Genomic DNA, 26,146 nt, shown 5'->3' on the forward strand with positions numbered 1-26,146 from the left:
GTTTTTATTTTTAATTATCTACAATTATTTTTTTTAAACACATAGAAGCATAGATTTTCTTTGTGCAGAAAAAAGGTGTTTCACTTTCATAAATACACATAGCTATATTTTAAACTCCTATTTCATCTGCTGATCTGCCAAATCTGCGAGCTGAAATTTCTCCCGCAGATTAAGAAGATTTTTTAAACACATAGAAACATAGGATTTTCATTGTGCGTAAAAGGCGTTTCACTTGTTTAAATGCACATAGCCAGATTTTACTAACAAAGTTTAGCTATGTGTTAGAAACTAGTTTCTTTTAGTACACTTTTTTCAAGTCTAAAAAATCTATGTTTCTATGTGTTTAAAAAAAAGCTACATTTTATCAAAATAACGTGTCAGTTCGTAGGCATTATCATTGATTATTTTCATCTCTTTTAACAAAGGCTGATACGGCTCGAAATTACTGTTTACAACTCCTTTGTTCGAATCACGGTTAGAATAATCAGTACTTAAATCCTGCGGATCGTTATCCATATATTTGAACCAATGCCAGCCAACTGCATTTTTATTTTTCAATAATTCCAAAGTGAAATTCTGATAAAAAAGTCCCCTCTCTTTTTGTGTTCGAACCAACCATCCCGCACCTGTGTTATTTGGCAATCCCGAATCTTCACCTTTTGTGTACCATTCTGTAATTAAAAATGGTTTTCCCGACCATTCTCCCCATTTGTTCATTAAATCCTGGCTAGGTTCCCATTTTCTGTAATGATTTATGGAAATAATATCCATGTATTTTCCAGCTACTTTAAAAATCTCAGGATTGGTCAATTCCTGTTCTTTATCCTGATTAAATCGACATCCCAAATAAAGATGATTTGGATCTGCTTTTCGAAGTGCTTCTGTGACCTTTTTCATATATGTTTCAAAATAAAAAGCGGTAAATGCCATTCGGTCTTCCTGAGTAACATCAGAAATCGAAGCATTAAAACCTTTTCGTTTATCCAGCCATTCTTTTGCAGCTATGTAACCCTGTTCATCTTTGGCCAATAAAGTTAAATGTTTATCTAATGCGTCGTTATACCAAGGAAGTTCATTATCTGTAAAATAACCCATCAAATACTTATCATTTTTGTATTGAGAAACTTCTTTTACCGATTTTTCGATGTAAGAATCAAATTCTTTATCAAAAACCATAACCAAATCAAAACGGTAATTCTGCCAGCTGGATTCTTTGTATTTTCCTCCGTATTTTTTGATGTGATCTGAATGATACATTCCCATTGGCGAAATAATTACAGTATATATCAGCGGATTTTCGGCACTTCGTACCAAGTCAACATTCGACCACGCTCCTACACCATTAAAACCGTTATCGCGAAGTAATTTTGATTCTTGTTTTAACCAGTTTTCTTTGCTTCCGAATTTTTTATCAAATGCTTTCTGCTGATTTACAGAACGTCCTGCGTTGAAAACAGCAATTCCCTTGTAAATAAATGGATAACCTTCCGGATCAATAATCCACCATCTATTCTCTATTTTTTCGGTTCTAAAAAATCCTGTTGCTTCTTTCTGCCAGACTTTTGATCCGCCGTAAATCGAAGTTGATTCTTGCTTTTTTATCTTAAATCCAGGCAATTTATCAATTGTTTTAGCATCATAAGACACCCATTTTGGATCTAATGCATTTTGTCTGGCTTCGACTTTTTGATACGTAATTTTATTCTGAGCATTCAACGATATTAAACTTATAAAACAGAACAATATGCAAATGGAATGTTTCTTTAAATTCATTTTTAATTATTTTTTGAGAGGTATTTTTTAGTATTCGGTCGCGGTATTCAGTTTTCAGTATTCAGTCGCAGTTTTCAGTTTAACACTATTGAGAACTGAGACTGAATACTGAATACTGAGACTGAAAACTGCGACTAATTTTATCCTATGTGTTTAAAAAATTATTTCGACAAATAGATATGATCAATATCAAAAACGTAATTGTTCAGCGCTCTTACATCTTCCGGATCAACGCTTCTTAATACTAAAATATCTTTGATTTTGGTTAAGTCTAATGCCACATTTTGCTTTTTGTACTCCGCAATTGGGATTTTAACCATGTTCCAGCTACCGTCTCTTTTTAATCCGTACAAATTACTTGTGGCATCAAATTCTACATAACCCGTATTAGAAGCATCTTTCATTCTGAATCGGATTTTTCCTGTGCTGGTTGTTCTTACTGCCATATTAATATAAGTGTAAGATGAAATATCTGTGAAATTTACAAACGACAGAATTGCCATTGCCCATTTAGCTTCTGCTGCAGGAGGTGTTACCGGAAGAGAAAAATTTCTGTAAGCACCTTCATATCCTTCGGTTGCAACTTCTTTAATTACAAACTGATTACTTGAAACCCAGTTTAAAACAGGAGCTGTTTTAGTAAAATCAGGGTTTTCAGAATAGATTTTAAGGGCATCAGTCGGAATAACAATTGGCGGCGTTGGAGGTGCTTCAACATTAATTGTAAAAGTTTTCTTTTGAATTGTATTATCAACATGAGTTATTTCTAAAGTCGTTGTAAAAGTTCCTGCCTTGGCATATTTTACTTCAACACTTGGTTCGATAGAAGCACCAGGAGATCCGCCTTGAAAAGTCCATTTTATAGCTCGTACTTTTGTTGACGAATCGGTATAGGTAACCGTTTCTCCTCCTTTAATAGAAGTATTTGTTGAAGTTGCTTCTATTGTTCCTTTTTTATAAAGATATACTTCGCGTACATCATCTTCGCAGGAAAACAAACCTACAAAAAGCACTAAAAGGAAACATCTTAATTTCGGTATATGATTTAGTTTTATGGTCATGATTTCAATGTTTTTTGGTTATTTTTTTTTGAGAGATTTATAGAAGCAAGAGACTAGAAGCAAGACTTCCTAGCAATCTTCTTTCTTCCTTCCCTTTTTACATCTTAACTCAGAGAAAAGAACAAAAAGAAAAGACATCTCATAAAATCTTGCTTCTTGCTTCTTTTCTCTCTAAAATCTTTACTTCAATCCCTCTAAAAATCCTTGATAAGCAGGTTTTTTATTATAATCGGCATCTAGTAGCAGTGGATATTCTTTATAATGCCAAAAGCTTGTTAGCCAAGTATATTTGTCGGTTACTCCCCAAGTTGAGATGGCAAATTTTTGATTTTGAGGCAATTCTTCATACATCGATGTAATGTATTTATAAGTTTCTGACTGTTTTTGTGCTTCAGCATCTGTAAAGACATACGAATCAGACTTGCTTGTATTAACCTTAATATCTAATTCTGAAATATGAATTAACAATCCTGTTGAAGCCATATCTGTAAAACCTGTTTTCATGGTTTGTCTGTTGGTGTCGGTTGCATAGTGAAACTGATCTCCTACACCATCAATTGGAACTCCGTTGGCTTTGAATCTGGTTACCATTTTTTTTATAGACGCTCTTTTTCCTGCATCCAGAACTACATTGTAATCGTTGTAAAACAATTTGGCATCCGGATCGACTGCTTTTGCATAGCGGAAACATCTTCCATAAAAACCAATCGGGTCTTTAAATAATGAATTAATTACGGTTTCATTTCGCATAGCACCGCCATCTGCAAAAACTTCGTTGACAACATCCCAGCTTTTTACTCTGCCTTTGTAACGTCCTACAACATCGGTAATGTAAATTTTCACTTTTGATTCGAAAGCAATAGAATCATATTTGGCATTTTTAAACCATTCTGGAAAAGAATCGTACCAAACCAAAGTATGACCGTGCACTTCCAGATTATTGTCTTTGGCAAAACCAACTAAATAATCGGCTGCTGTAAAATTATAAGCTGTTGACGATGTCCAGATACTTGCCATTTTCATTTCAAATTCGGCCGTAATCTGACTGTAATGTTTTAAAACGGCATTTTTAAAATTGGCTTCATTTTGCAAATCTTTCATTTTAACTGCAGCGCCGATTTTAAATTTTGCTTTTTCTTTTAAAGTCTGCGTAATCGGATTTGGATTCCCCGAATCGCCTTCATCGGCATTTATAAAAACTACTTTCTCGTCGTTGCTGCAAGAGGCAAACAGTAAAGCCGTTAATGCTCCTAGTATATATTGTTTACTTGTCATGTGTTTTCTTTTTAAATCCGGAAGTCAGATCAGGATATTCTAACTCCCGGATGGTTTATTACTAACTTTAACCTTAACCTTACTTTTTATTTAAATTCACAAAAACTTATGCATATATGTTTTAAATGAATTAATTATATCCTACATTAAATCCTGCTGGTTTTCCCATCAAATCAATCTGGCTCTGCGGAATTGGCATGTTTACCATTGCTGGAGTCATTTTCAACTGCACTTCTCCAGTGATAGTTCCAGATGGACTTGAACGGAAATATAAATTTTGTCTTTCTACCAAAAGTCCAAGTCTTTTCAACAGAAACCATCTGTTGTTCTCAAATGCTAATTCTCTTGCTGATTCATCTAAATAGTTATTTAATGTCCACGCTGTTAAATCAAAAGTAGTTACAGCGCTTTCAGGATTTCCTGTATAACCCCTTCTTCTAACTTTATTCAAATACGCTAGCGCTTTAGTATCGTTACCTAAATTATGATAAGCTTCAGATGCTAATAAATACGTTTCAGCCAATCTGTAATACATATAATCTTTATAACTATTTGAAGTCATTGGCAGTTTTTCTGTATCGTGGTATTTTTTCAAACTCCAGTGCCAAGCTCTGTAATTTCCGTTTGGTGCTGCAATAGCAGGATTGGTAATCGGCTGACCGAATTTTGGATTTCCTGGAACATTGATTTTATAATCCTGATAATTATCGGAATAATAATAGGTTTTAAATCTCAAGTCGTTTGCTTGATCATAAAGTGATTTCAAATAATTATTTGGATAAAACCATCCTAAAGCCTGGCCTCCGTAAGCAACATCTTGAACGAGTTCACTTGTATTCAATTCATACGTTCTTTGTGTAAAAACGCTGCTCAGCCAAGAACCGCCTCCTCCTGCTAAATTATCATCAGGACCTAATAAAAAATCTTTTTGATACGTAAAAAGTGATTCTTTATGATTTCCATTTTGTCCCCAAACATCAGCAAGGGCTACTAAACCATGAGTTCCGTTATTGATAATAGCATCAAATTGTGCTGCTGCTCCTGCCCAGTCTTGTTGCCATAAAGCGCTTTTACCTCGAATATGTCTTGCAACACCTTGTCCGTAACGTCCTGGATCTACTTTAAAAGGAAGATTTTCAATGGCGTAATCCAAATCGGCATCAATTAATCTATAAACGTCTGCATCACTTGCTACTTTATATTCTACTGGATCGTTGATATTTTGTGGTGTTGTTGGAATCGTATCGATCAGGATACCGCCATACATTTGTTTTAGATCCAAATACAATTCGCCTCTAATAACTCTTGCCTGTGCTACCAATCTTTTCTTAGCAGTTTCATCCATTTTTATAGATCTCGCCGATGTGATAATCGCCGAACATCTATCGATGATTCTATAACCCTGAATCCATTTTGAACCCGTAAAAGATTGCGGATTATGCCCTGTTCCGTAAGGAGTGTTCCAAGTTCTATGTAATCCTAAATCAGTGGCCACCATAAAGAAAACATTTGCCCATAAATCGTTATTATCTCCAGATGGAAGATTGTAGTAACGCATCTGATTGTAAAGTGCATTAACCCCAACTTCTAAACCTGCTGGAGAATTGTAGATATAATCTACAGAAACTTGATCTTTTACTGTTTCCTCCAGAAAATCTTCGCACGAAGTAAGTCCCAAAGAAAGTCCGAAAATCAAAACAAAAAGAAAATTTATATTTTTCATGATCTTGTTATTTTTTATTTATTGAATGTCTTAAACCTTATGATTAGAAACCTACTTGTAATCCTATAACACAAGTAACAGGTTCTGGATAATCGCTTATCTCTTTTTCTGGACTGTACGATTGGTAATCTGTTATCGTAACCAAATTACTTCCCGTTACATAAAGTCTCATATTACTTAATCCTAATGATTTAAGAGTGCTTTCAGGGAATTTAAATCCGACAGAAACGTTTTGTAAACGAATGTATGAAGCATCTTGTAATCCCAAAGTATTGATATATGGCGGATCATTTCCATCTCTTGGTCTTGGCCAGTTTCCTCCCGGATTTTCTGGTGTCCAATAATCTTGTTTGATACCGTTTTTCACACCTCTTAGAGAGCCTCCGCGAACATAATCGTATAGAAACAAATTATCTCTGGTAACCCCTTGAACGGTATAGATATCGGCAGAAAAATCAAATTGTTTGTACTCTAAAGCGACAGAGAAAGTTCCGAACCAATCTGGCAATTTAGAAGTAATCACTCTATCCTGATCCGGATTTGGATTGGCCCCATTTGATGGATCGGCGTCATATAATTTAATGTCTCCCGGATATAAAGTTGTTCCAGTCACTAGCGGAATATTTTCACCTTCTTGATAAATTCCAACCGCTTTGTATCGGTAATAAACATCAATCGGCTTTCCAATAAACCATAAGTTTCCAACCGCGTCATCTTCTTTTCCGTCACCATCTGCATCTTTTCCATAAATGCTTACAATGCTATTTTTGTTTTTAGTGAAAGTGGCTCCCAGATTCAATCTGAAATCTTTTGTTTTAATCACATCGCCATTCAAAGTCACTTCCAAACCTTTATTGTTTACTTTTCCAATATTAGAAAGTTTGGTAGTGTAACCTGTATTTGCATTAAGCGTTTCATAAATCAATAAATCTGAAGTATCAGTATTATACACCTCAACAGTTCCTGTTAATCTGTTTTTGAATAAACCGAAATCGACTGCAAGGTTTAACTGCGTTGAGGTTTCCCATCGCAAGTCTGGATTGGATAATTGTGAACCCGGCACATAACCCGAAACTTTTACACCATTGATAATGTAGTCTCTCTGTACAGCGGTCGCCATACTTTGATATGGATTTTGAGGCTGATTACCCACTTTACCATAACTTGCGCGCAATTTTAGGTTGCTTAAAACTGGAACATGCTCTTTCATGAATTCTTCGTTTGAAACATTCCACGCTGCATTGACAGCTGGGAAGAATCCCCATTTATTATTGGCTCCAAATACTGAAGATCCGTCGGCTCTTCCTGAAACTGTGAAGTAATATTTGTTGTCAAAATCATATTCTAATTTTCCAGCAAAAGAAATTAACGATCTTTCATTACCTCCTATTTCGGGCGTATTTAAGAAAGCACTTTCTAAACCATAAATCCCAAGAATATCGCTCGGAATTCTACTTGCCGAGTTTCTGAAGTCGTTATATTCTGACGAAGTAATCTCATAAACTCCAGTTACGTTAAAATGATTTTTTTCGGCTAAATTTAAGTTATAATGTAAAATATTACTCAACTGATATTCTACATTATCCTGATATCGAATATAACCGCTTCCTTGCCCAGAATTAGCAATTCCTGAAAGTGACTTTGAAGTATTGAAGGACATTGCTTTATAATTCCACGATCTGCGGCTAGCATTTAATTTATACGTAAACCCTTTTGCTAAGTTTATATCCAGAAATATATTCATGATATCGTTACGATTCAACTCATTTGTAGTGGTTTCGTAAACATCAATAAGCGGATTTGGTGTTTCCTGAATTCCTCCCGGCAGGTAACGGAAAGAACCATCTTCGTTATAAACCTGACCCAACGGAGATGTGTTAATAGCATTATTTAAAATGTTCCCAACATTTGGACGATTTGATTCTGAATACTGAAGCGAAACATTCATTCCTACTTTCAGCCAGTCTGTAACTCTCTGATCTACATTTACGCGCATCGCTACTTTTTCGTAATCTGAATTCGGAACTACTCCAGAAGTGTTGATGTAGTTGATACTCGAAAATATGCTTGTTTTATCCGTTCCCGAAGAAATACTCACACTATGGTTGTTGGTTACACCCGTTCTTAAAACTAGTTTTTCCCAATCAATGTATTTTCCAGATTGAACAGATTCCAGCTCCAGCGGTGTGAAAACCTGATTGTCTGGCCTGTAAACTCCTCCGTTACTAGTCCTGTATGCTTCTCTTTTTAGCTGCGCAAATTCTTCTCCGCTGTAAACATCAAAATTTCTATTGATAGTTTGAACTCCAGAAAAACCATTATAAGCGATTTTTGCTTTTCCTGTTTTTCCTCTTTTGGTTGTAATTAAGATTACACCATTTGAAGCTCTTGCTCCATAGATAGATTGTGCAGCGGCATCTTTTAAGATTTCTAAAGAGGCGATATCGTTGGCATTAATGTCATTAATGTTTCCGATTACGATTCCATCGGCAATAACGATTGGCTCGTTGCTTCCATTAATCGATTTTTTTCCTCTAATTTGAATTGAAGAAGAACTTCCTGGTCCGCCATCATTTAAACTTACCTGAACACCGGCTGCTTTTCCACGAAGCATTTCTCCCACATCTGAAGTTGCTACTTTGATCATGTCGCCCGGTTTTACCGAAGCCACAGAGCTGATTACGTCACTTTTCTTTTTGGTGCCGTAACCTACAACTATGATTTCATCTAAGGCTTGCGAACTTGGTTTTAAAACCACTTTTAGGTTTTTCTTGTTTTCAGTTTCAACCGAAACCTCATCCATTCCGATAAAAGAAAATATAAGAATACTTTTTGGGACAGCATTAATTGTAAAATTACCATCGAAATCGGTTTGGGTTCCTTTTGTACTTCCTTTTACGTGAACGTTTACACCTGGCAGAGGTAATCCGGCGTTATCGACTACTTTTCCAGAAATCGAACTTTCTTGTGCATTAATTGTGGTCGAAAAAATACACATAAACAGTAATAAAACTAGTTTTAGATATTTTCCTTCACGGCAAAACATCTTTACATGTTTGTTTTGTTTCATAAATTATTTTTTTGGTTAGTTAGATAGAAATCAGTCATGATTTATGTTGCAAATGTGACTATTAAATGACGGTTTGAGGGGAGGAAAACATTCGCATTTAGGGGCGTGAATGTGTTTATTTACGAATTTCGCCCTTTCTAAAGCCTTAAAAAACGGGATTCGTAATATAATCCTTAAAAAATTGTGAGCTGTTTATTTTTTTTAGTTCTGGTATTTAACCGCAATGCACGCAAGGAATAAAAGCGCAAAGTCCGCAAAGTTGAGCATTAAAACTTTGCGGACTTTGCGTAAACCTTTGCGATCTTTGCGGTTCAATATGAGGTTAATTTTTCACTTGCGCCCCTTTATATTCACTCGGAGATAAATTATAAAACTTCTTAAATTCTTTACTAAAATGTTTTCGATCATTAAAACCAACCATATAGCTTACCTCAGAAACAGAATAACTTGTATTCGTTAAAAGACTCGCTGCTTTCTTCAATCGCATATTTTTTATAAAACCTGCAACAGAATGATTGGTTAGCGTTTGAACTTTTTTATAAAGAACAGTTCGGCTCATTCCTATTTCATTCACCAAATCATTTACATCAAAATCGGTATTGTCTAGATTAGCTTCGATGATCTGAGTTAGTTTTTTTACGAATTGTCCTTCTGGTGTATTTATATTTTCTTCTTCAGCATCTGCAATAAATCCGTCGCCATATTTCTGGCGCATGATTTCTTTTGCAGATAGTAAATTGGCAATCGTCAGTTTTAATTCTTCAATACTGAAAGGTTTCGATATATAGGCATCAGCACCAGTCGAAAGTCCTTCGATTCTATTTAAAGTTGACGACTTTGCTGTTAATAAAATAACTGGAATATGGTTCGTATTTTGACTCGTTTTCAAAATTCGGCACAATTCAAAACCATCCATTTCGGGCATCATAACATCGGTTACGATTAAATCGGGGATTTCTATTTCCATATATTCTAATGCCTGAATGCCATTTGTAAATTTCAATACTTTATAATCAGTGTATAAAATATCGTACACAAAAGAGAGCACTTCTTCATTGTCTTCAATTACTAAAACGGTCTTTTTAAAAGTATTTTCAGCATCATCCAAATATTCTGGTTCATAAAGATCAATTTCGGTTTTAACATCCGAAATCGGGTTGGCATTTTCTTCAATTTTAACCAAACTTTCTACAATCTGAGACTTTTTAAAATGATCTTTTCCTTTCTTTAAAGTGATGGTAAAAATAGTATTGAAATTGGCATCGGCTTCTGTCTGTACTCTTATTTCTCCGTGATGCAGTTCGACAATACTTTTGCTTAATGCCAGACCAATACCACTTCCTAAATTGGCGCTTCCTCTTTCGTCGAGTTGGAAAAAGTTCTTGAAAATTTTCTTTTTTCTGTTTTCAGGAATACCGATTCCGTTGTCTTTTACTTTAATTTCAATGGAATCAGAATCTTCTTTTTGTTCAACAGCCAAGGTAATCCGGCCATTTTTACCGGTAAATTTAAAAGCGTTTGAAAGCAGATTGTAAATCACTTTCTCCATCTGATTTTTATCAAAATAAATCGGGGCGGTATTAATGTTGAGTACAAATTTGTAATCGATTTTTTTCTCGACCGCAAATCCTCGGAACGATTCATAAATATCAAAACAGAAAGAAACAATATCCTGCTGTTCACAATAAATTTTCATGCTTCCTTTTTCGGCTTTTCTAAAATCCATTAATTCGTTCACCAATTTTAACAATCGATCCGAATTGTTTTTAATAACTTTTAGTTTATGTTCTAAGTTCGAATTCTTTTCGGCACCAGCCAAAAGTTCTTCTACCGGTCCGCTTATCAGCGTCAAAGGCGTTCTAATTTCGTGCGAAACATTGGTAAAGAAATCCAATTTCATTTTATACAATTCTTCCTGTCTTTCCTTTTCAACTTGCTCCAGATAATAAGCTTGTTTTAGTAATTCTCGGTTTCTTAAAAAACGGAACAATAAAACTACGGTTCCAGCTAATAAACCAAGATAAATGATATACGCCCACCACGTTTTCCACCACGGCGGCAACATGATAATTTTTAAAGTTTTAATGGTTGGGTTCCATTCTCCGCCTCCATTTGAAGTTTTTATCTTCAGGAGATAAGTTCCCGAATTCAAATTCGTCAAATTGATATAATTCTGTGAGCCTATAATATGCCATTCGTCTTTGTTAAACGAACTTTCCAATTTATAGGCATATTCACTTTTTTCAGGCGAAATAAAATTCATTGCACTAAATTCAATCCCAATATATCCCTGATCGTGTTTTAGAGTGATTTCGGAGGTTTCAGAAATACGTTTTTCAAGTGCAACTTCTTTATTTCCTGGTCTGATTTCTTCATTATTCACAATGAGTTTTGTTAGAACAATAGGAGCTTTATCTTCTGTTTTAGTTAATTTCGAAGGATTAAAAAGCACCAAACCATTCGAACATCCAAAAATCAATTCTTTGGCATTGAGCTTTAAACTGCAGTTGTTTGAAAACTGTTTTACCTTTAAACCATCTTTTGAAGAATAGGAAGTAATCTCAAAATCAGAAATTCTGAAAGTCGGACTTATCTTTTTGGTTTTAATTTTATAAAGCAGATTATTATCGCTGATCCAGATATTTCCTTCTGAATCTTCTGAAATGCTTTTGATAGTTTCATCTGTAAAACCCATTGAGCGGTTAATTTCGTAGAAACGCCCGTTCTTTTCATCAAACAAATTCACGCCGCCGCTTTCAGCACCAATCCAAAATCTATTTTTTGAATCGGTAAACATTACAGTAAGACTATTGTTTGACAAACCGCTTTTTCCGCCAGTTTTAAAAACTCTCGTTACTTGTTTTAGCTTTTTATCGAAATAATTTAGGCCGTACTGTGTGGCAATCCAAAGTCCGTCTTTTCTGTTGACCAAATCAGTAATAAAATTATCGGTAAGTGAGTGAGAACTTCCGTCTGACATATAAATCTCTACCGTTCCGTCAGGCATTACTTTTTTCAATCCGTTGCCGTTTGTACCAACCCATAGATCCTCGTTATCCATCAATAAAGAAGTAATTGGACGTTCTCTCTCTTTGGAATCCTTTCGCGAAAGCGATATAAATTGAAACCTTTTGCTGATTTTATTGAATTTGAATAAGCCGTTAAATGTCCCACAAAACAAATTTTGTTCATTCTGATTGACCAGAGCAGTAATCATGTTGACACTCTTATCAGAATCGTAACCTTCTATCTGATAAAAAGCATGTTTATTGTTTTTAAAATCAAGATAATTCAAACCACCGCCGTTGGTTCCAACCCATACTGAGCCATCATTTTCTCGTGCTATGGCATTTACAAAAGCCGTATTTAATCCAAAATTTGGCTTTATAACTTCTCTTATATTGGTAAAATTGATATTGGTTTTCTGGAAAAAATTGACACCTCCTCCATTAGTTCCAATCCAAATATCTTTGTGGCGATCTATAAGAAAACATTTTACATCATCATCTGAAAGGCTGTAACTTTCCAGAGGATTATGTCCATATTTTGTGAACTCATTTTTATCTTTCTTGTAAACACACAATCCATTTTTTGTAGCAAACCAAATTGTATTAGAATCAACCGACACTATATCATTAACCCAATTAGAAGATAAACTCTTTTTGTTATTTGTGTTAAGCAAAAAATTAGTTACCGAATTTTTGTCAACATCAAAATGAAATACACCATTTGCCTCAGTAGCAAACCACAAATCGCCATTTTTTTCTTTAATGATTTTCCAGACTTTCGATTTGATTAAAAATTCATTACCGGCCAAAGCTTTTGGTAACGCTTTTTTCGAACCATTCTTTGGATCAAAACATTCCAAACCTTTAGAAGTTCCCGCCAAAACACCATAATTCCGATCAAAAAACAAAGATAAAACCCTGCTTTTTCTAAAAGGTGAATTAAGATCGTTTGAGATTTCTTCTAATAAATACTTATGACGGTTGAGGCGTTTGATCCCTCCAAAAGTACCAACCCATATTCTGTTTTGATCATCTTGAATAATTGACGATATATAATTTCGGCCGCCTTTTACTTTTTGAACATCAACTCTTAAAAAGCTTCTTTCGTTTTTATTAAAAAGATTGAGGCCGTTATTAGTTCCAATCCAGATTTGCCTTTCTTTATCTTCTAAAATCACATTAATATGATTATTGCTGATACTGTTAAGAATATCTTTATTGTACACATACCTCAAGAAATCATAACCATCATAACTAATCAAACCATTGGCCGTTCCTATCCAGATAAAACCCTTTTTTGTTTGATGAATACTCGAAATCATACTCTGTGAAAAACTCACATCGTAATTGATATGATCAAAATACAAATCAGGAACTTGAGCTCCAGAATTGAAAGGAATTGAAAAAAATAAGATAAAACTTAAAACAAAAAATTTAATGTTCCGCATAAACCAATTTAAAAAGCCTGAATAATTTAATTTTGATAAACCTATAAAAAATACCAATAGAATTAACGCAAAGTAAATCAAACATAAAAAAAAGAGGCTTTTATTTTTTCTTTTTAAGGGGTGTATTTGTACTTATAGAACTATTTAACAATTCGCGGCATCAAAAACCTAAATTTTTAAAAATAAAGTTTTTTTTCAATCACAAAATCACTAACTTGTTTATGCTAAAGAATATGACACAATATTTTTCTTGTTTAAACAGTTGTATTCAATACTTTCTAAAGCAAATTGTACAATATGCCCTAAATAATTTTACTAATGGCGCTCATTATTGTAATTAAAAAAAAGTAAAACTATGCGAGTATCCGTAATCCGAAAAAATATAAAATTTACCCCAGATTCCAGAAGAGTTGTTGCCCGATATTTCATGAATGGCGACGAACGAACCCAGCAAATGGTTATGCGGATAATGACACTCGATGAAAAACAGGTTTATGAAACTTTAGAACAAACACTTCGTGAATTTGCCAGAAGACACCGAAATATTTCGGCTATCTTTTTTAAACATTGTGAAAAAGTCAGACCATTAATTGAAGCTTTGGAAATTGACTATGAAAATATGTCGCTTAACCGAAAAATGCTCATAGGCTCGTATTGTACAATGGAATATGCAATTGAATCGGCAGCCATTTTTAATCCCTCAATTATAGAAGATTTTGATCAATCTGGTCTTGAAGTAGGTGAAAAACGTGTTGTCATTTCATTTAGAGCAACTGGCGAGGGCCATATTTCTTCGATTGTCTTTAGAAGAGGAATTTTAGACAAAGACAATAACTTGCAGATAATGAAAATTGGAAATCAAATTGATAAAGCCGAAATCGAGCACAAAACACTATTAAACAAAGAACGTTTTCTAAAGAAATTGTCTGAAATGCATACCAACGACAAATACATCGACCAAATGATGCAGGATTTGCCAGATGCATTTGAATTTGTTGTTTTAAAAAATATGGTAAATACCGCTTTAAACGATCCTTCGTTGCGTCAAGAACGAAGAACTGCTCTCGAAGAAATAATCTGGCTGGCAAATTCTTTTTATGATGTACAATTCAGTCATGATTCAGATATTACAGAGCGCGTAATTTTTCCAATTTCTGAATCGGAAAGCCGTGGTATTGAAGATGCACGCTTTGTTCGATTTACAGATGATGACAATTCCGTTCGAGTTATGGCAACTTATACTGCTTATAATGGCCATGCTATATTGCCAAAATTAATCTCAACAGATGATTTTTATTCGTTCAGAGTTTTGCCATTGCATGGAGAAGGTGCTCAAAATAAAAATCTGGCATTATTCCCAAAAAAGATAAAAGGCAAATATGCCATGTTGGCCAGAATTGATGGTGTTAATAATTACATCATGTTCTCCGAGAGAGCTACACAATGGAACAATCCTATTCTTTTACAAAAACCTCGCTATACTTGGGAGTTTACACAAATAGGAAACTGCGGTTCCCCGCTTTGGACAGAAGAAGGCTGGCTTGTAATTACACATGGTGTTGGCACTATGCGACGTTATTGCATTGGTGCATCATTATTTGACCTTGATGATCCTTCAAAAGAAATAGGAAGACTTAAAGAACCGCTGCTTGCGCCACTAGAAGATGAGCGCGAAGGCTATGTACCAAATGTTGTATATTCATGTGGTTCAATTATACATAACAACAGCCTCATTTTACCTTATGCCGTTTCCGACTATTCATCAACTTATGCAGTAGTAAGTTTGGTAGAGTTGTTAGGTGCTTTAAAAAATTGCAGTTAAATAATACTGCTTTATGTATTTAAACTTTAATCAAATCTAAAAAACACGTTAAAATCGCTATCACATAACAGTTTTTCCGCATAAAAAAATACTTTTGTCTAAAACCACATTTCTATATAGCAAAGAAAGGAAAAGACATTAGTATGGATAATGAAAAATTTATATTCTGCCTAGAAGGCGTTCAGGACGTAGATGAAGTCACTATTACCGATGTGGTTAAAAATCTTGAAGAAATTGCTATTGATCAAGGCATTGCAAGTATTCATAAAACCTGTGACACCATTGAAGGTTTAGAGGAAAGTCTAAATACATTGTTGTTTGATGACCATAATTTTAAGGATTATGAAATCATTTATCTGGTAATGCCTGGACAAGAAAACAACATTTGCCTCCATGATTATTATTACAGCCTTGAAGAAATAGCCGAACTTTTTGAAGGAAAAATGAAAGGAAAAATTATTCATTTTGCCAATAAAAAACGCTTAGACCTCAACGAAGATGAAGCACAATATTTTCTAGACATTACGGGAGCGCGAGCTATTTCGGGTTACGGATCTTCTTATAATAAAATTGCCAGTTACAGCACGATCGACAAAGCATTTTTTACTTTGTATCAGGAAAACGATGATTTGACAGAAGTAGTCGAAGAATTGTACCAAAAACATTATGCGCTTTGCAAATTACTTGATTTCAGATTATATTATTAAAGATGAAATCAATGTTGGGCGAAAAAATAAAAACTTACGAAGCAAAAGGATTTCGGGAAAAATTTCTTGGAGAAGATAATCCGATGCATTTGCTTTTTAAATCAAATTCGGATCATTTTTTTTGTTTAAAAACCGAAGAAATGATGCATTTGCAATTTCCCGTTCCGCCTTCTAAACACTTATGTCATACTTTAATTTTTGTAGAATCCGGATCGCATAAAATGAATGTTGGATTTGAAGAATATGAAACGGTTCCAAACGAAATTATAGTAGTTCCTGCTGGACAGGTTTTTTCTATTGAAAACATTTACAATACCTACAACGGTTACATTTGCCAATTTCATCCTGATATATTAATCGGAAAATATGGCAGCCGTGAACTTTTAAATGATTTTGATTTTTTAAAAATTTCAGGAAACCCAAAAGTACGTTTATGTGCCGAAGATGCTCCTTTAATTTCCGCAATTTTAAAACGTCTAGAAAAAGAATATACAGATACACATCTTGCAAATTTAAACATTGTGCAAACCTATCTGATCGCTTTATTTTATGAAATGAATAAAAATTCGGTTACAGCTTCTAAAGGTATTTCGGCTGCAGAAATTATAACCAGCAAGTTCAAAGAATTGATTCATCTTCATATTAAAACACGTCATCAGGTCAATCATTATGCTTCACTGCTCAATGTTTCTCCCAATCATTTAAACAAATGTGTAAAGACTACAACCGGGAAATCTGCAGTAAAATGGATTGATGAGAACATTTTACTGGAAGCCAAATATTTACTTTTTCAAACTACACTTTCTATAAGCGAAATCGCCATTCAGGTTGGGCATGAAGATCAATCCTATTTCAGTCGCTTTTTCAAAAAACATGAAGGAATTTCTCCTATTCAATACCGAAAAATGATTGATAAGTCCTAATTATTGATTATAGAATCCTAGCAAACAGAAATACTTTTTTCAGAAATTTGCCCGTTCAAAAACTGCAATTTATGATCTATGTATTTAAAACTTCTGTTGACAGTCCGTCAAAATTAGAATCGGCTACGGTGCTGCTTCACGAATTATTGCCAGAAACTTTATGGAATTTTGATCTTGAAGACTGCGATAATATTTTGCGAGTAGACAGCGAACTTGACATTGTTGCGTTGCTTGCTGACAATACTATTTTTGATTGTGTCGAATTAGAATAAAACTAAAATCTTCCCCAACCTAAATTAAATGGAAACAAAATTATACCAAAACCGAACTTTCGACACAATAGATTATTCTGATCAAAGTTTATCGAATACTGAATTTGTAAACTGCCAATTTATCAACTGCAACTTTTCAAAAAGCGATTTAAGCTATAATGATTTTCTAGATTCTTCATTTAAAAATTGTAATCTTTCGTTGGCTGTATTAAAAAACACTGGCTTAAAAAACATCAAATTTGTTGGTTGTAAATTAATGGGACTTGATTTTAGTGCCAGCAACAGCTTTTTATTTTCTATGAGTTTTGAGGATTGTCTTCTAGATTATTCGACTTTCATTTATAAAAAACTAAAGAAAACCTATTTTACAGACTGTTCGATAAAAGAAGTGGATTTTTCTAATACTGATTTGTCTTTGGCTATTTTTAAAAACTGTGACTTGTCAAATGCTACTTTCGCAGTATGCAATTTGGAAAAAACAGACTTTCGAACTTCGAGAAATTATGCTTTTGATCCATCTGAAAACAAAATCAAAAAAACAAAAGTTTCGCAAACCGCACTTGCCGGGCTTTTGGAAAAATTTGATTTAGAAATTGAGTAAACTACAATTTTCAATTTCTGAATTATAAATAAAAAAGGGATACAGAAAAAACTGTATCCCTCTAAAAACTAACTATAAAAATATTTATTTAATCCATTTTGGATCTCCAATTTTCTTATCTTTTATTGCTTGGTTGCCAACTGTAAAGTTTCCTCCCGCAGCATTTGTAAATTGAGGATCTAAAGTAGTTGCAGAAGCATCAGGTCTATTATTGCTTCCTACCAACGCTAAGTTAGGCGAATTGAAATTATTATTATTTAAAAATGTCGGTGGAGCAGTTGCACTTGAGTTTGTATAAACTGCAGATCCAACCGCAAACAATGTATTACGCACTATTGAAGCATTTGCAAGAGAACGTAGATACAAGATTCTACTTGCTAATGGCAATGTAGGAGTGTATATTGTACATTGGTCAATTAACACATTACTTGTTAAGCCTGTTCCAGAGAAACTAGAAACATCCATACGTATAAAGTCACGAGATGAACAAGTATCGAATGTGCTTTTTGTCAAGGAAACATTTGCAACAAAAGTAGTTCTGAAATCAACAAAATCAGCAGATCCAGCAGTATTTACATTTTTAACAGTACTACCGTCAACAGTGAATGATTTTAATTTTGCTTTAGCATTTCCATACATTAATTGAGATGGAAAATCATGTACATAAGAGTTGCTTATTAAAACATCTCCTAATTGTGTCACAGCTTCAGTACTTATTGCTATTGCCGCACCCGTTAAACCGCTTCCGCTTAAATCCACATCAATCAAAGAGAAATTTACCACTTCGCTTGCGTTTGCAGGATTGTTAGCAAGCGTAAAATTAAGTTTTAGCTTAGGTTTGTTGTCTGTTCTCAGACCTCTAATCGTTATTGTTTTATTTAAGGCTACTAATGCAGTTTGAGCGGTATAATCACCAGGCATTAATACCAAAACAGAACCAGTTGGGGCATCAGTGATTTTTTGAAGTAAATTATTATCTTCTGCTTTAACTAAAATCCCATTTCCAATATCGATTCCTGTTGTAAAAGTTACCGTACCTCTTTTCTTGGTACCGTTCCATAAATTAGCAGTATAAGCAGTTTCAGCTGTAAGACCTGTTATAACAGCAACTCCTGCTGTTTTTTCAGCTGGTGTAATCGTATGAGTAATACCACCTGGCTGCAATGTAATTTGTGTTGCATTCGTGTTTGCAGGCCATCTTAAAGTTACTTGTTTTGCTTCAATGTCTGCTGGTACCACAGGATAGAATAATTGCTCAGACAATGTTGTTGCTGAAGTCACAGACCATTTAGAAGCGTCCAGACCAGTTGAACTAATAGCTTTAACTCTGATTGCGTAAACTGTTTCACCTTCTAACTGCACTTTTACAGGCAATTCTGTAGGTGCAACATTAATTGTTTTATAAATAACTTTAAAATCAGGATCATCTGCGCTAAACTCCACAACATAATGATCCGCATCAGGTTTTACAGTCCAGTTTAATTCAACAGCAGTCTCATTTCTAACTGTTGCAGTAAGTCCAATTGGAGAAAACGCTCTGTTTACATCCAAAGTCTCGACTACAGCATCATTAAAAGTTTCGCAGCTTGAAAAAGCCAGCATCATCACTAATGAAGCAAAGAGCCCTTTTACTATATATTTTGTTTTCATAATTATATTTTTCAGTGAGATATTAATAACCGTAATCATTAGCTATTTTTCCATTGCTTCCGTCGATAAATACTTGCCAAATAGGCCAGAATTGTCTGTTATCAGGATTTACGCCTGGTTTGTACAAAGTATTTATCTTAGTATCAGCAGCGGCACCCGTCCATGTCCATACAAAAGAAGTGTAACCTGTACCTGGATTTGTTGTTTCTCCACGGTTCAAACCATAGATATCCAAACTCACATTATCAGCTTTAAATTTGTAGTATAAAGTAGTTGGAACATTTGCGTAATCACCTGTACGATCTGCTAAACTTTTCATATTCACTTTAGCCTCATCTAATTTTGCTTTAAGCAAGTTCCAACGAATAAGATTTTGCTTACGCTCCATTTCACCTGTAAACTCATATTTGTTTTCATTAACAAGCGCTTTAAACATTGCGTCTTTTGTTGTGAAACCATTCACATAATTTTCAACTTTTACTGGCTGGTCAGCAGCCGCAAATGCTCTTCTTCTAACTTCTTTTAAATAAGGTGCAGCAGCTGCAGGTCCTTCAATTTCATTAGCAGCCTCTGCAGCAATTAAAAGAACTTCAGCATAACGCATGTAAATTTTATTTACACCGTCATCATTTGTTGAAGTAACAAAACGCTTCATCCATTCGTAGCGGTATTTACCAAAATACCAAGTATTCAATGCACCTAATTCTTGTTTTGCAACATTATTTACAGCCGTACCATATTTGTAAGGAACACAAGTTACATCTCTCCTTGTATCTTTTTCATCGTAGTCATAAAAAACAGTTGGAAGCGGCCCTGCAGTTCCACCACGATTTGCTCCATTTGCATGAAACTGATCGTTTGTAGTATGGCGAACAGCAAAAGTAAACAACATACGTCCTCTACCATCTGAAAAAGGAAGTTCCCATAATGATTCTCCTCCTGCTACGATATACTCTTCATTGTATTTTTTCCAGAATGTTTCAAATGAAGACTCTAAATGTGCTGATCCGCTTGCAATAACAGAACGACATTCACCTAAAGCCAAAGCGTACATATTAGCAACTGATAATGCAGGATCAGTACTTCTTCTGATACCGTCAGGATATTGCTGATAACCGCTGGCTGCCATTGCTAAACGTGCGCGGAATCCTTTCACAAAAGCTTTATTGATTCTTTCTACATTGCTTGTCGCAGGAGTTTCGCCAGGCCAAGGAACTAATGTTGCTGCTTCAGCTAAATCAGCCAAAAGCTGCTTATAAATTTCATCACGGCTTGTTTTTCCAATATAAAGTGTTGCATTGTTAACTGGTTCAAATCGAGCAGGAACATCACCCCACGTTTTAATCAAATCTGCATAATAAATAGCTCTCAATGTCAAAGCTTCACCTAATAAATAACCCAATTGTGAGTCTGGTTTCGGATCTCCATACTTGCGCAAACCACGAATACAGATATTGGCACGCTCAATCCCTGAATACATCATTGCCCAAGCATTGTTAGTTGTATTCATTTGCGAGTTATTTGGTTTTGCATCATACGTACATAAATCTGATGCATCACTAACAGTTTGAGAAGAATTATACCATTCTGTGTCCGTATTTAATCCGTAAAAAGGAAGAAAACGGCCTCTGTATGAGTTAGTTTCTGCAAACGGAATTTTAATTCCATCGATTGCACCTTCGGCCAATCCTGGACTAGAAAAAATAACTGATTCATCTAATGTTGACTGTGCCGGAGCGTCTAAATAATCATCTGAGCAAGAAGCAAAAAGGCTTGCTACAAATATTCCTGCTATTAATATTTTATGTTTCATCTTGTGAAAGTATTACTGAATTAAAAATTAAGGTTAAGACCAAATATCAACTGTCTGCTTCGCGGATAAGCTGAATAATCAACCCCTGGAGTATAAGGTGTGCTTCTTCTAGTAGAAGATTCTGGATCTGGACCTGAATAATTAGTCCATACAAAAACATTACTCGCAGTTAAATAAAATCGCAGCTTAGAAACTCCTAAAGCAGAAGTTAAAGCGTTTGGTGTAGTATAACCTAAGCTCAAAGTATTAAGTCTTAAAAACGACCCATCTTCAACAGCCCAGTCACTAAAAACATAACGTGGCATATAAGGAGACCACATTGTGGTATTTGCATTTAAAGCTGCTAATTCTGTAGGATCTGTTACTAATTGTCCTGTTGTAGTATTAAGATTTGTCCATCTTGTCCCATCAGCCATTTCAGCATTTAAATTTCTATATTGTCCATTTGGAACTGCAGTTCCAAATTCGATTTTATTTGCATTGTAAACATCATTACCAATACTCCAGTTAAAAGCAGCCGAAAGATCAAATCCATAAGCATTTGCATTCAACACCATACCTCCAGTACTTTTTGGATTAGCGTTTCCAATAACAGTAAGATCGTTAGTATCTACTTTACCATCATTATTAATATCTTTTAACTTCATAGCTCCTGGTTGCATTTTACCTACTATTGTAGTACCATCTGGAACTCCAGTTTTTAAGGTATAAGCTCCGGCAGCGTAATTAAAGTCAGATACTTCATAACGTCCATCACTTTTATATCCGTACATGATACCTATTGGCTGTCCAACATTTACTAAATAATCAGCTCCAATTGCTGTAGAAGCCCATCCTGAAGCCTGTTTAAAATTATCCATTACTCCAATTGAATTAATTCGATTGGTATTAAATGATGAGTTGAAAGATACACTTACGCCATAATCAGCTCTTTCAATAAGATTAAGATTTAAAGTTGCCTCAACCCCGCTGTTTTGAATTTCACCCATATTTCGGTATTGAAAATCATAACCACCTCCAGAAATTGGAAAGTTCATTAACAAATCTTTTGTTTTGTTTTTATAAAACTCAACAGATCCTGTTACTTTATTTTTGAATAAATCAAAATCTAAACCTATATTTTGCGTTACAGTAGTTTCCCATTTCAAATCAGGGTTAGCCATTGTTTTAGAAGCTGCCCAGAAATTATCAACACCATTAATCCATGTCGATGTAGAAGAAATGAAGCTCTGAACCATTTGTCCAGTTGGAATATTATTGTTTCCAGCCTCACCATAACTTACTCTCAATTTAAGCAAATTGATCCAAGAAGCATCTTTCAAAAATTCCTCACCCGAAATTTTCCAAGCCGCTGCTGCTGCTGGGAAAAATCCCCATTTATTGTCACCTAAAAATTTACTAGAACCATCTGCACGATATGTTGCTGTAAAAAGATAACGGTCTTTATAATCGTAATTCACACGACCAAAGAAAGAAAGCAATTTGTCATCTGGAAAATAGAAATTATCAACTGAAACTGGCGTTCCTTGTGTAGTTAATTTTTTTGCCTGATCCAAATCAAAAGATAATGGATACCCCTGAATTGTATTAGTCAAATCATTTCTTTTATACTCAATAGACTCCTCTCCTAAAAGAAATTTCAAATTATGGTTTTCACCAACGATTTTTTTCAAATCATAATTAAGAGTGTTTGCATTTCTAAAACGAGTATCTTTTCTGTCTCCTAATGTCATCGCCGGCATACCTTGTCTTTCTGCTGCTGGACTGTTTTTCACATAATAAGTTGTACGTCCGTAGAAACGATAATCTTGATAATTATAATTATCTAAACCTAATTCTGTTTTAAACACTAAATCTGAAGTCAATTTCCAAGAAAAGCTTCCAAGTGTATTGAAGTTTTTTCTAAACTGCTGACGATTATTATCAGTGATAGCAACAAAAGGATGTGTTAAATTATCCGATACTGCTTCATCTGTATCATCAGTAGTTAAACCAGGAACTGGAATTGGAGCATATCCAACAATATTTTTCAAACGAGAATCTGCAGACGAAACTTCATTTTGTTCGTTCATACCTGCACCATTAATTTCTGTATCTGAGTAACGAACTGTAAAACTTAAATCAATTTTATCAGAAGCTTTGCTGTTTAAAGCAAGCGATAAGTTATTTCTTTTAAAATCAGATCCCAGCATAATCGCTTTTTCGTCATAATGAGCATAGTTAAAGTTGTAATTTATCTTATCCGAACCACCACGAATAGACAAATCACGGCTTTGTACTTCGCCCGTACGTCCAAAAACTTGTTTTTGCCAGTTATTCCCTTTCATGCCTTTATACATATCGTAATCCTGCCAGTTGCCAAAATATTTTGTATAAGAGTTTGGATTACTTAAAATAGTTTTATCTGTTTGATCAAGCAAAGCATATTCATATTGCCATTTCACATAATCTTCAGGAGCAGTAACATCGATGGTATTAGCCATCTTTTTCATTCCGTAAAACATATTGAAGTTTACTGCTATTTTACCATCTTTACCTTTTTTAGTAGTAACAATAATAACTCCGTAAGCTCCTCTAGAACCATAAATTGCAGTAGATGACGCATCTTTTAAAACTGTCATCGTCTCGATATCCGAAGAAGAAATATCGTTGATATTGTTTACCGGAAATCCATCTACTATATATAATGGAGATGCATCCTGGCTTAAAGAACCGTTTCCACGAATTCTAATCTGAACGTTTGAGTCTGGAGACCCTTCAGAACTAGTTACCTGAACCCCTGCTATACGTCCTGTCAAAGCCTCAGCTACGTTAGGAACAGGAATTTTACGTACCTCATTTCCAGAGAATGTTGCAACAGCACCTGTTAAATCAGATTTTTTTGAAGTACCATATCCAATTACAACAACTTCATTTAAGTTATTTGAATCTTCACTTAAAACTACATCAACTTTAGTTTTTCCTGCAGCAGCAATTTCTTTAGTACCGAATCCAATAAAAGAAAAAGTCAAAATACCCTTAGGATTCAACAATTTGATTTTATAACGTCCGTCAAAATCAGTAGAAACACCGTTTTTTGTGCCTTTTTCAAGTACATTAACTCCCGGCAAAGTAAGTCCGGCAGCATCCTTAACGGTTCCCTCTATAGTTGTAGTCTGTGCATTTACCTGACTACTCATAAGCAAGCACAATAAGAAAACAAGAGTGAAGCAATAGTTTGCTCCTTTGTTTAATAATTCTTTAAAGTTCATGGTTTATTGTTTAAGTTATTAATTGGTTAATGGTAATTTATGTGGTTTTGAAATTATAAATTCTATGTTCAAGTGGTTTTAAAATTTTTAAAAAACGCAGCATTAGCAAGGTTTTTCAATCGATTTCGTTTAAAAAAAATGATGTGAAATCAAAAAAAATCAAATCATGTAATCGATTACACAAACATAGATATTTTTTTTATATAAAAAATTAATTTTCATAAAAATTTGCTAAAAAAAATTACATATCAAAAATAAAAGCACTTTTTTATACCACATATGTAATTTATATTATGAATAAATAGTAATTATATTATTGACAAATATTAATTTCTTTCGTTTTTATCAAAAAAACAATCGATTACATGAAAAAATAATATCGTTTTCGCAAGACAGCAAAACCATCCCACAAAAACGATATACTGACAGAGGCATCAGAAAAAAAACCAATCAATTCCTACAATAAAAGCAAATAGACTGAACAAAGAGCTTAAGAAAAAGCATAAAAAAACCCTTAAGTAATTAACTTTAAGGGTTTAAGAAAAGAGTTATTTAAAAACTTACGCTTTTTGAAGCTGCAAATTTGATTTATGTTTTTGCATTAAAGCCACAGTAATAATCATTCCGGTTACCGCCATCCCAACGCCAATAAGATTAGGAGAAGCAAACCCATAACCCGCCGCCAAAGGGAGTCCGCCTAAAAATGCGCCCAATGCGTTCCCAATATTAAAACTTCCTTGAAGCGCTGCAGATGCAATCATCTCAGCATCTTTAGCTGTTTTGATCATCAGCATTTGAATTGGTGCAATTACTGAAAAAGAAATGGCACCAGTTAAAAATGTCAAAAACAAGGAAACATATTGATTAAATGAGAAAGAATAAACCAAAAGCAAATCAATCACCATTATAAATAATAACGCTAAAACAGTTGGTGCCGGCGAATATTTGTCGGCCAATTTACCACCTGCAAAATTCCCAACTACCATTCCCAGACCAGCAAGGATTAAAATATAGGAGACATCTTCGGGCGAAAACTTAGAAACATTTATTAATAAAGGAGCAATGTAGCTAATCCAGGCAAACAAACCTCCAAAACCAATCGCAGTGATTCCTATAATCAACCAAGCTTCCGTTTTCTTAAAAAACAGTAGCTGTGTTTTCATATTTACATTTCCGGTTTTTTCCAATTTTGGCATCCATAAAGAAATAAACAAAAAGGTAAGCAAACCTACAAAAGCAATTAATATAAAGGTATAACGCCAAATAAAATGGTGTCCTATATAAGTGCCAATTGGTACACCAATTAAATTAGCCAATGTTAAACCTGCAAACATAATCGAGATCGCCTGAGCTTCTTTTCCTTTATCTGCCAAACGGCTGGCAACTACAGCTCCTACACCAAAAAAGGCTCCGTGCGGTAATCCCGAAAGAAATCGTGAAGCAAACAAGAAATTATAATCTGGTGCAATTATCGAAAGCGCATTAAAAACCGTTAACATTAAAGCCAGAATTAAAAGCATTTTTTTTGGCGGAAAATTTCTCCCTAAGATTACTAATAAAGGCGCGCCAATAACAACACCCAACGCATATGATGAAATTAAATATCCTGCAACAGGAATCGAAACCTTCATATCTGAAGCAATATCAGGTAAAAGACCCATCATAACAAATTCAGTTATCCCAATAGTTAAGCCTCCTAAAGACAAGGCTATAAGACTTTTTTTCATTTTGATTTTACTAGAAAGGAAT

15 protein-coding genes are annotated in these 26,146 nt (G+C 34.4%); 5 read left to right on the forward strand and 10 right to left on the reverse strand.

All coding sequences use genetic code 11. From position 1 onward, the window contains the following. Window positions 1-354: 354 nt before the first annotated feature. The 6 genes from EV145_RS11345 to EV145_RS11370 all read right to left on the reverse strand — a co-directional run bounded on the left by EV145_RS11345 (window position 355) and on the right by EV145_RS11370 (window position 13,358). Window positions 355-1,773, reverse strand: a complete 1,419-nt coding sequence (locus EV145_RS11345; RefSeq protein WP_133525338.1) for a hypothetical protein — start codon at window positions 1,771-1,773, stop codon at window positions 355-357. A gap of 161 nt (window positions 1,774-1,934) precedes the next feature. Beyond that, on the reverse strand, window positions 1,935-2,834 hold the full coding sequence (locus EV145_RS11350; RefSeq protein ID WP_133525339.1) for a PKD domain-containing protein: 900 nt from the start codon (window positions 2,832-2,834) through the stop codon (window positions 1,935-1,937). A gap of 180 nt (window positions 2,835-3,014) precedes the next feature. Next, window positions 3,015-4,109, reverse strand: a complete 1,095-nt coding sequence (locus tag EV145_RS11355; protein WP_133525340.1) for an endo-1,4-beta-xylanase — start codon at window positions 4,107-4,109, stop codon at window positions 3,015-3,017. A gap of 130 nt (window positions 4,110-4,239) precedes the next feature. After that, the gene (locus tag EV145_RS11360) at window positions 4,240-5,832 is read right to left on the reverse strand and encodes a RagB/SusD family nutrient uptake outer membrane protein (protein WP_133525341.1); all 1,593 of its coding nucleotides are present in this window, start codon (window positions 5,830-5,832) and stop codon (window positions 4,240-4,242) included. A 43-nt stretch (window positions 5,833-5,875) separates the two neighbouring features. Further along, entirely contained in the window at window positions 5,876-8,902 is a 3,027-nt protein-coding gene (locus tag EV145_RS11365; RefSeq protein ID WP_133525342.1) for a SusC/RagA family TonB-linked outer membrane protein, read from the reverse strand. Between the two features lie 322 nt (window positions 8,903-9,224). After that, window positions 9,225-13,358, reverse strand: a complete 4,134-nt coding sequence (locus EV145_RS11370; RefSeq protein ID WP_133525343.1) for a two-component regulator propeller domain-containing protein — start codon at window positions 13,356-13,358, stop codon at window positions 9,225-9,227. A gap of 355 nt (window positions 13,359-13,713) precedes the next feature. Between EV145_RS11370 and EV145_RS11375 the strand changes: the two genes are divergently transcribed. From EV145_RS11375 to EV145_RS11395, 5 genes are all read left to right on the forward strand, one after another. Then, window positions 13,714-15,180 carry a glycoside hydrolase family 130 protein gene (locus tag EV145_RS11375; RefSeq protein WP_133525344.1) on the forward strand — a complete coding sequence of 489 codons (1,467 nt, stop codon included), beginning with the start codon at window positions 13,714-13,716 and terminating at the stop codon, window positions 15,178-15,180. A 143-nt stretch (window positions 15,181-15,323) separates the two neighbouring features. Beyond that, a complete protein-coding gene (locus EV145_RS11380; protein WP_133525345.1) occupies window positions 15,324-15,887 on the forward strand; it encodes a DUF6642 family protein in 564 nt (187 codons plus the stop codon). 2 nt (window positions 15,888-15,889) lie between these two features. Next, on the forward strand, window positions 15,890-16,810 hold the full coding sequence (locus EV145_RS11385) for a helix-turn-helix domain-containing protein (protein WP_133525346.1): 921 nt from the start codon (window positions 15,890-15,892) through the stop codon (window positions 16,808-16,810). Between the two features lie 71 nt (window positions 16,811-16,881). Next, window positions 16,882-17,082, forward strand: a complete 201-nt coding sequence (locus EV145_RS11390) for a hypothetical protein (RefSeq protein ID WP_133525347.1) — start codon at window positions 16,882-16,884, stop codon at window positions 17,080-17,082. Between the two features lie 28 nt (window positions 17,083-17,110). Next, window positions 17,111-17,683, forward strand: coding sequence for a pentapeptide repeat-containing protein (locus EV145_RS11395; RefSeq protein WP_133525348.1), 573 nt, complete (start codon window positions 17,111-17,113; stop codon window positions 17,681-17,683). 84 nt (window positions 17,684-17,767) lie between these two features. On the opposite strand, the gene EV145_RS11400 is transcribed toward EV145_RS11395, so the two are convergent. The 4 genes from EV145_RS11400 to EV145_RS11415 all read right to left on the reverse strand — a co-directional run bounded on the left by EV145_RS11400 (window position 17,768) and on the right by EV145_RS11415 (window position 26,124). After that, the gene (locus EV145_RS11400; RefSeq protein WP_243739250.1) at window positions 17,768-19,333 is read right to left on the reverse strand and encodes a DUF5123 domain-containing protein; all 1,566 of its coding nucleotides are present in this window, start codon (window positions 19,331-19,333) and stop codon (window positions 17,768-17,770) included. Between the two features lie 22 nt (window positions 19,334-19,355). After that, window positions 19,356-21,146, reverse strand: a complete 1,791-nt coding sequence (locus EV145_RS11405) for a RagB/SusD family nutrient uptake outer membrane protein (protein WP_133525349.1) — start codon at window positions 21,144-21,146, stop codon at window positions 19,356-19,358. A gap of 20 nt (window positions 21,147-21,166) precedes the next feature. After that, entirely contained in the window at window positions 21,167-24,397 is a 3,231-nt protein-coding gene (locus tag EV145_RS11410) for a SusC/RagA family TonB-linked outer membrane protein (RefSeq protein ID WP_133525350.1), read from the reverse strand. A gap of 560 nt (window positions 24,398-24,957) precedes the next feature. Then, window positions 24,958-26,124, reverse strand: a complete 1,167-nt coding sequence (locus tag EV145_RS11415; RefSeq protein ID WP_133525351.1) for an MFS transporter — start codon at window positions 26,122-26,124, stop codon at window positions 24,958-24,960. Window positions 26,125-26,146: the final 22 nt, after the last annotated feature.

This window comes from Flavobacterium sp. 245, from assembly GCF_004362055.1.
In the GTDB taxonomy this organism is placed as follows: domain Bacteria; phylum Bacteroidota; class Bacteroidia; order Flavobacteriales; family Flavobacteriaceae; genus Flavobacterium.

Excerpts from the sequence above, each read along its gene's own strand:
- EV145_RS11355 (WP_133525340.1), bottom strand. The coding sequence starts at position 4,109 with ATGACAAGTAAACAATATATACTAGGAGCATTAACGGCTTTACTGTTT.
- EV145_RS11370 (WP_133525343.1), bottom strand. The coding sequence starts at position 13,358 with ATGCGGAACATTAAATTTTTTGTTTTAAGTTTTATCTTATTTTTTTCA.
- EV145_RS11360 (WP_133525341.1), bottom strand. The coding sequence starts at position 5,832 with ATGAAAAATATAAATTTTCTTTTTGTTTTGATTTTCGGACTTTCTTTG.
- EV145_RS11345 (WP_133525338.1), bottom strand. The coding sequence starts at position 1,773 with ATGAATTTAAAGAAACATTCCATTTGCATATTGTTCTGTTTTATAAGT.
- EV145_RS11365 (WP_133525342.1), bottom strand. The coding sequence starts at position 8,902 with ATGAAACAAAACAAACATGTAAAGATGTTTTGCCGTGAAGGAAAATAT.
- EV145_RS11400 (WP_243739250.1), bottom strand. The coding sequence starts at position 19,333 with ATGAAAACAAAATATATAGTAAAAGGGCTCTTTGCTTCATTAGTGATG.
- EV145_RS11395 (WP_133525348.1), top strand. The coding sequence starts at position 17,111 with ATGGAAACAAAATTATACCAAAACCGAACTTTCGACACAATAGATTAT.
- EV145_RS11405 (WP_133525349.1), bottom strand. The coding sequence starts at position 21,146 with ATGAAACATAAAATATTAATAGCAGGAATATTTGTAGCAAGCCTTTTT.
- EV145_RS11375 (WP_133525344.1), top strand. The coding sequence starts at position 13,714 with ATGCGAGTATCCGTAATCCGAAAAAATATAAAATTTACCCCAGATTCC.
- EV145_RS11390 (WP_133525347.1), top strand. The coding sequence starts at position 16,882 with ATGATCTATGTATTTAAAACTTCTGTTGACAGTCCGTCAAAATTAGAA.
- EV145_RS11350 (WP_133525339.1), bottom strand. The coding sequence starts at position 2,834 with ATGACCATAAAACTAAATCATATACCGAAATTAAGATGTTTCCTTTTA.
- EV145_RS11380 (WP_133525345.1), top strand. The coding sequence starts at position 15,324 with ATGGATAATGAAAAATTTATATTCTGCCTAGAAGGCGTTCAGGACGTA.
- EV145_RS11410 (WP_133525350.1), bottom strand. The coding sequence starts at position 24,397 with ATGAACTTTAAAGAATTATTAAACAAAGGAGCAAACTATTGCTTCACT.
- EV145_RS11385 (WP_133525346.1), top strand. The coding sequence starts at position 15,890 with ATGAAATCAATGTTGGGCGAAAAAATAAAAACTTACGAAGCAAAAGGA.
- EV145_RS11415 (WP_133525351.1), bottom strand. The coding sequence starts at position 26,124 with ATGAAAAAAAGTCTTATAGCCTTGTCTTTAGGAGGCTTAACTATTGGG.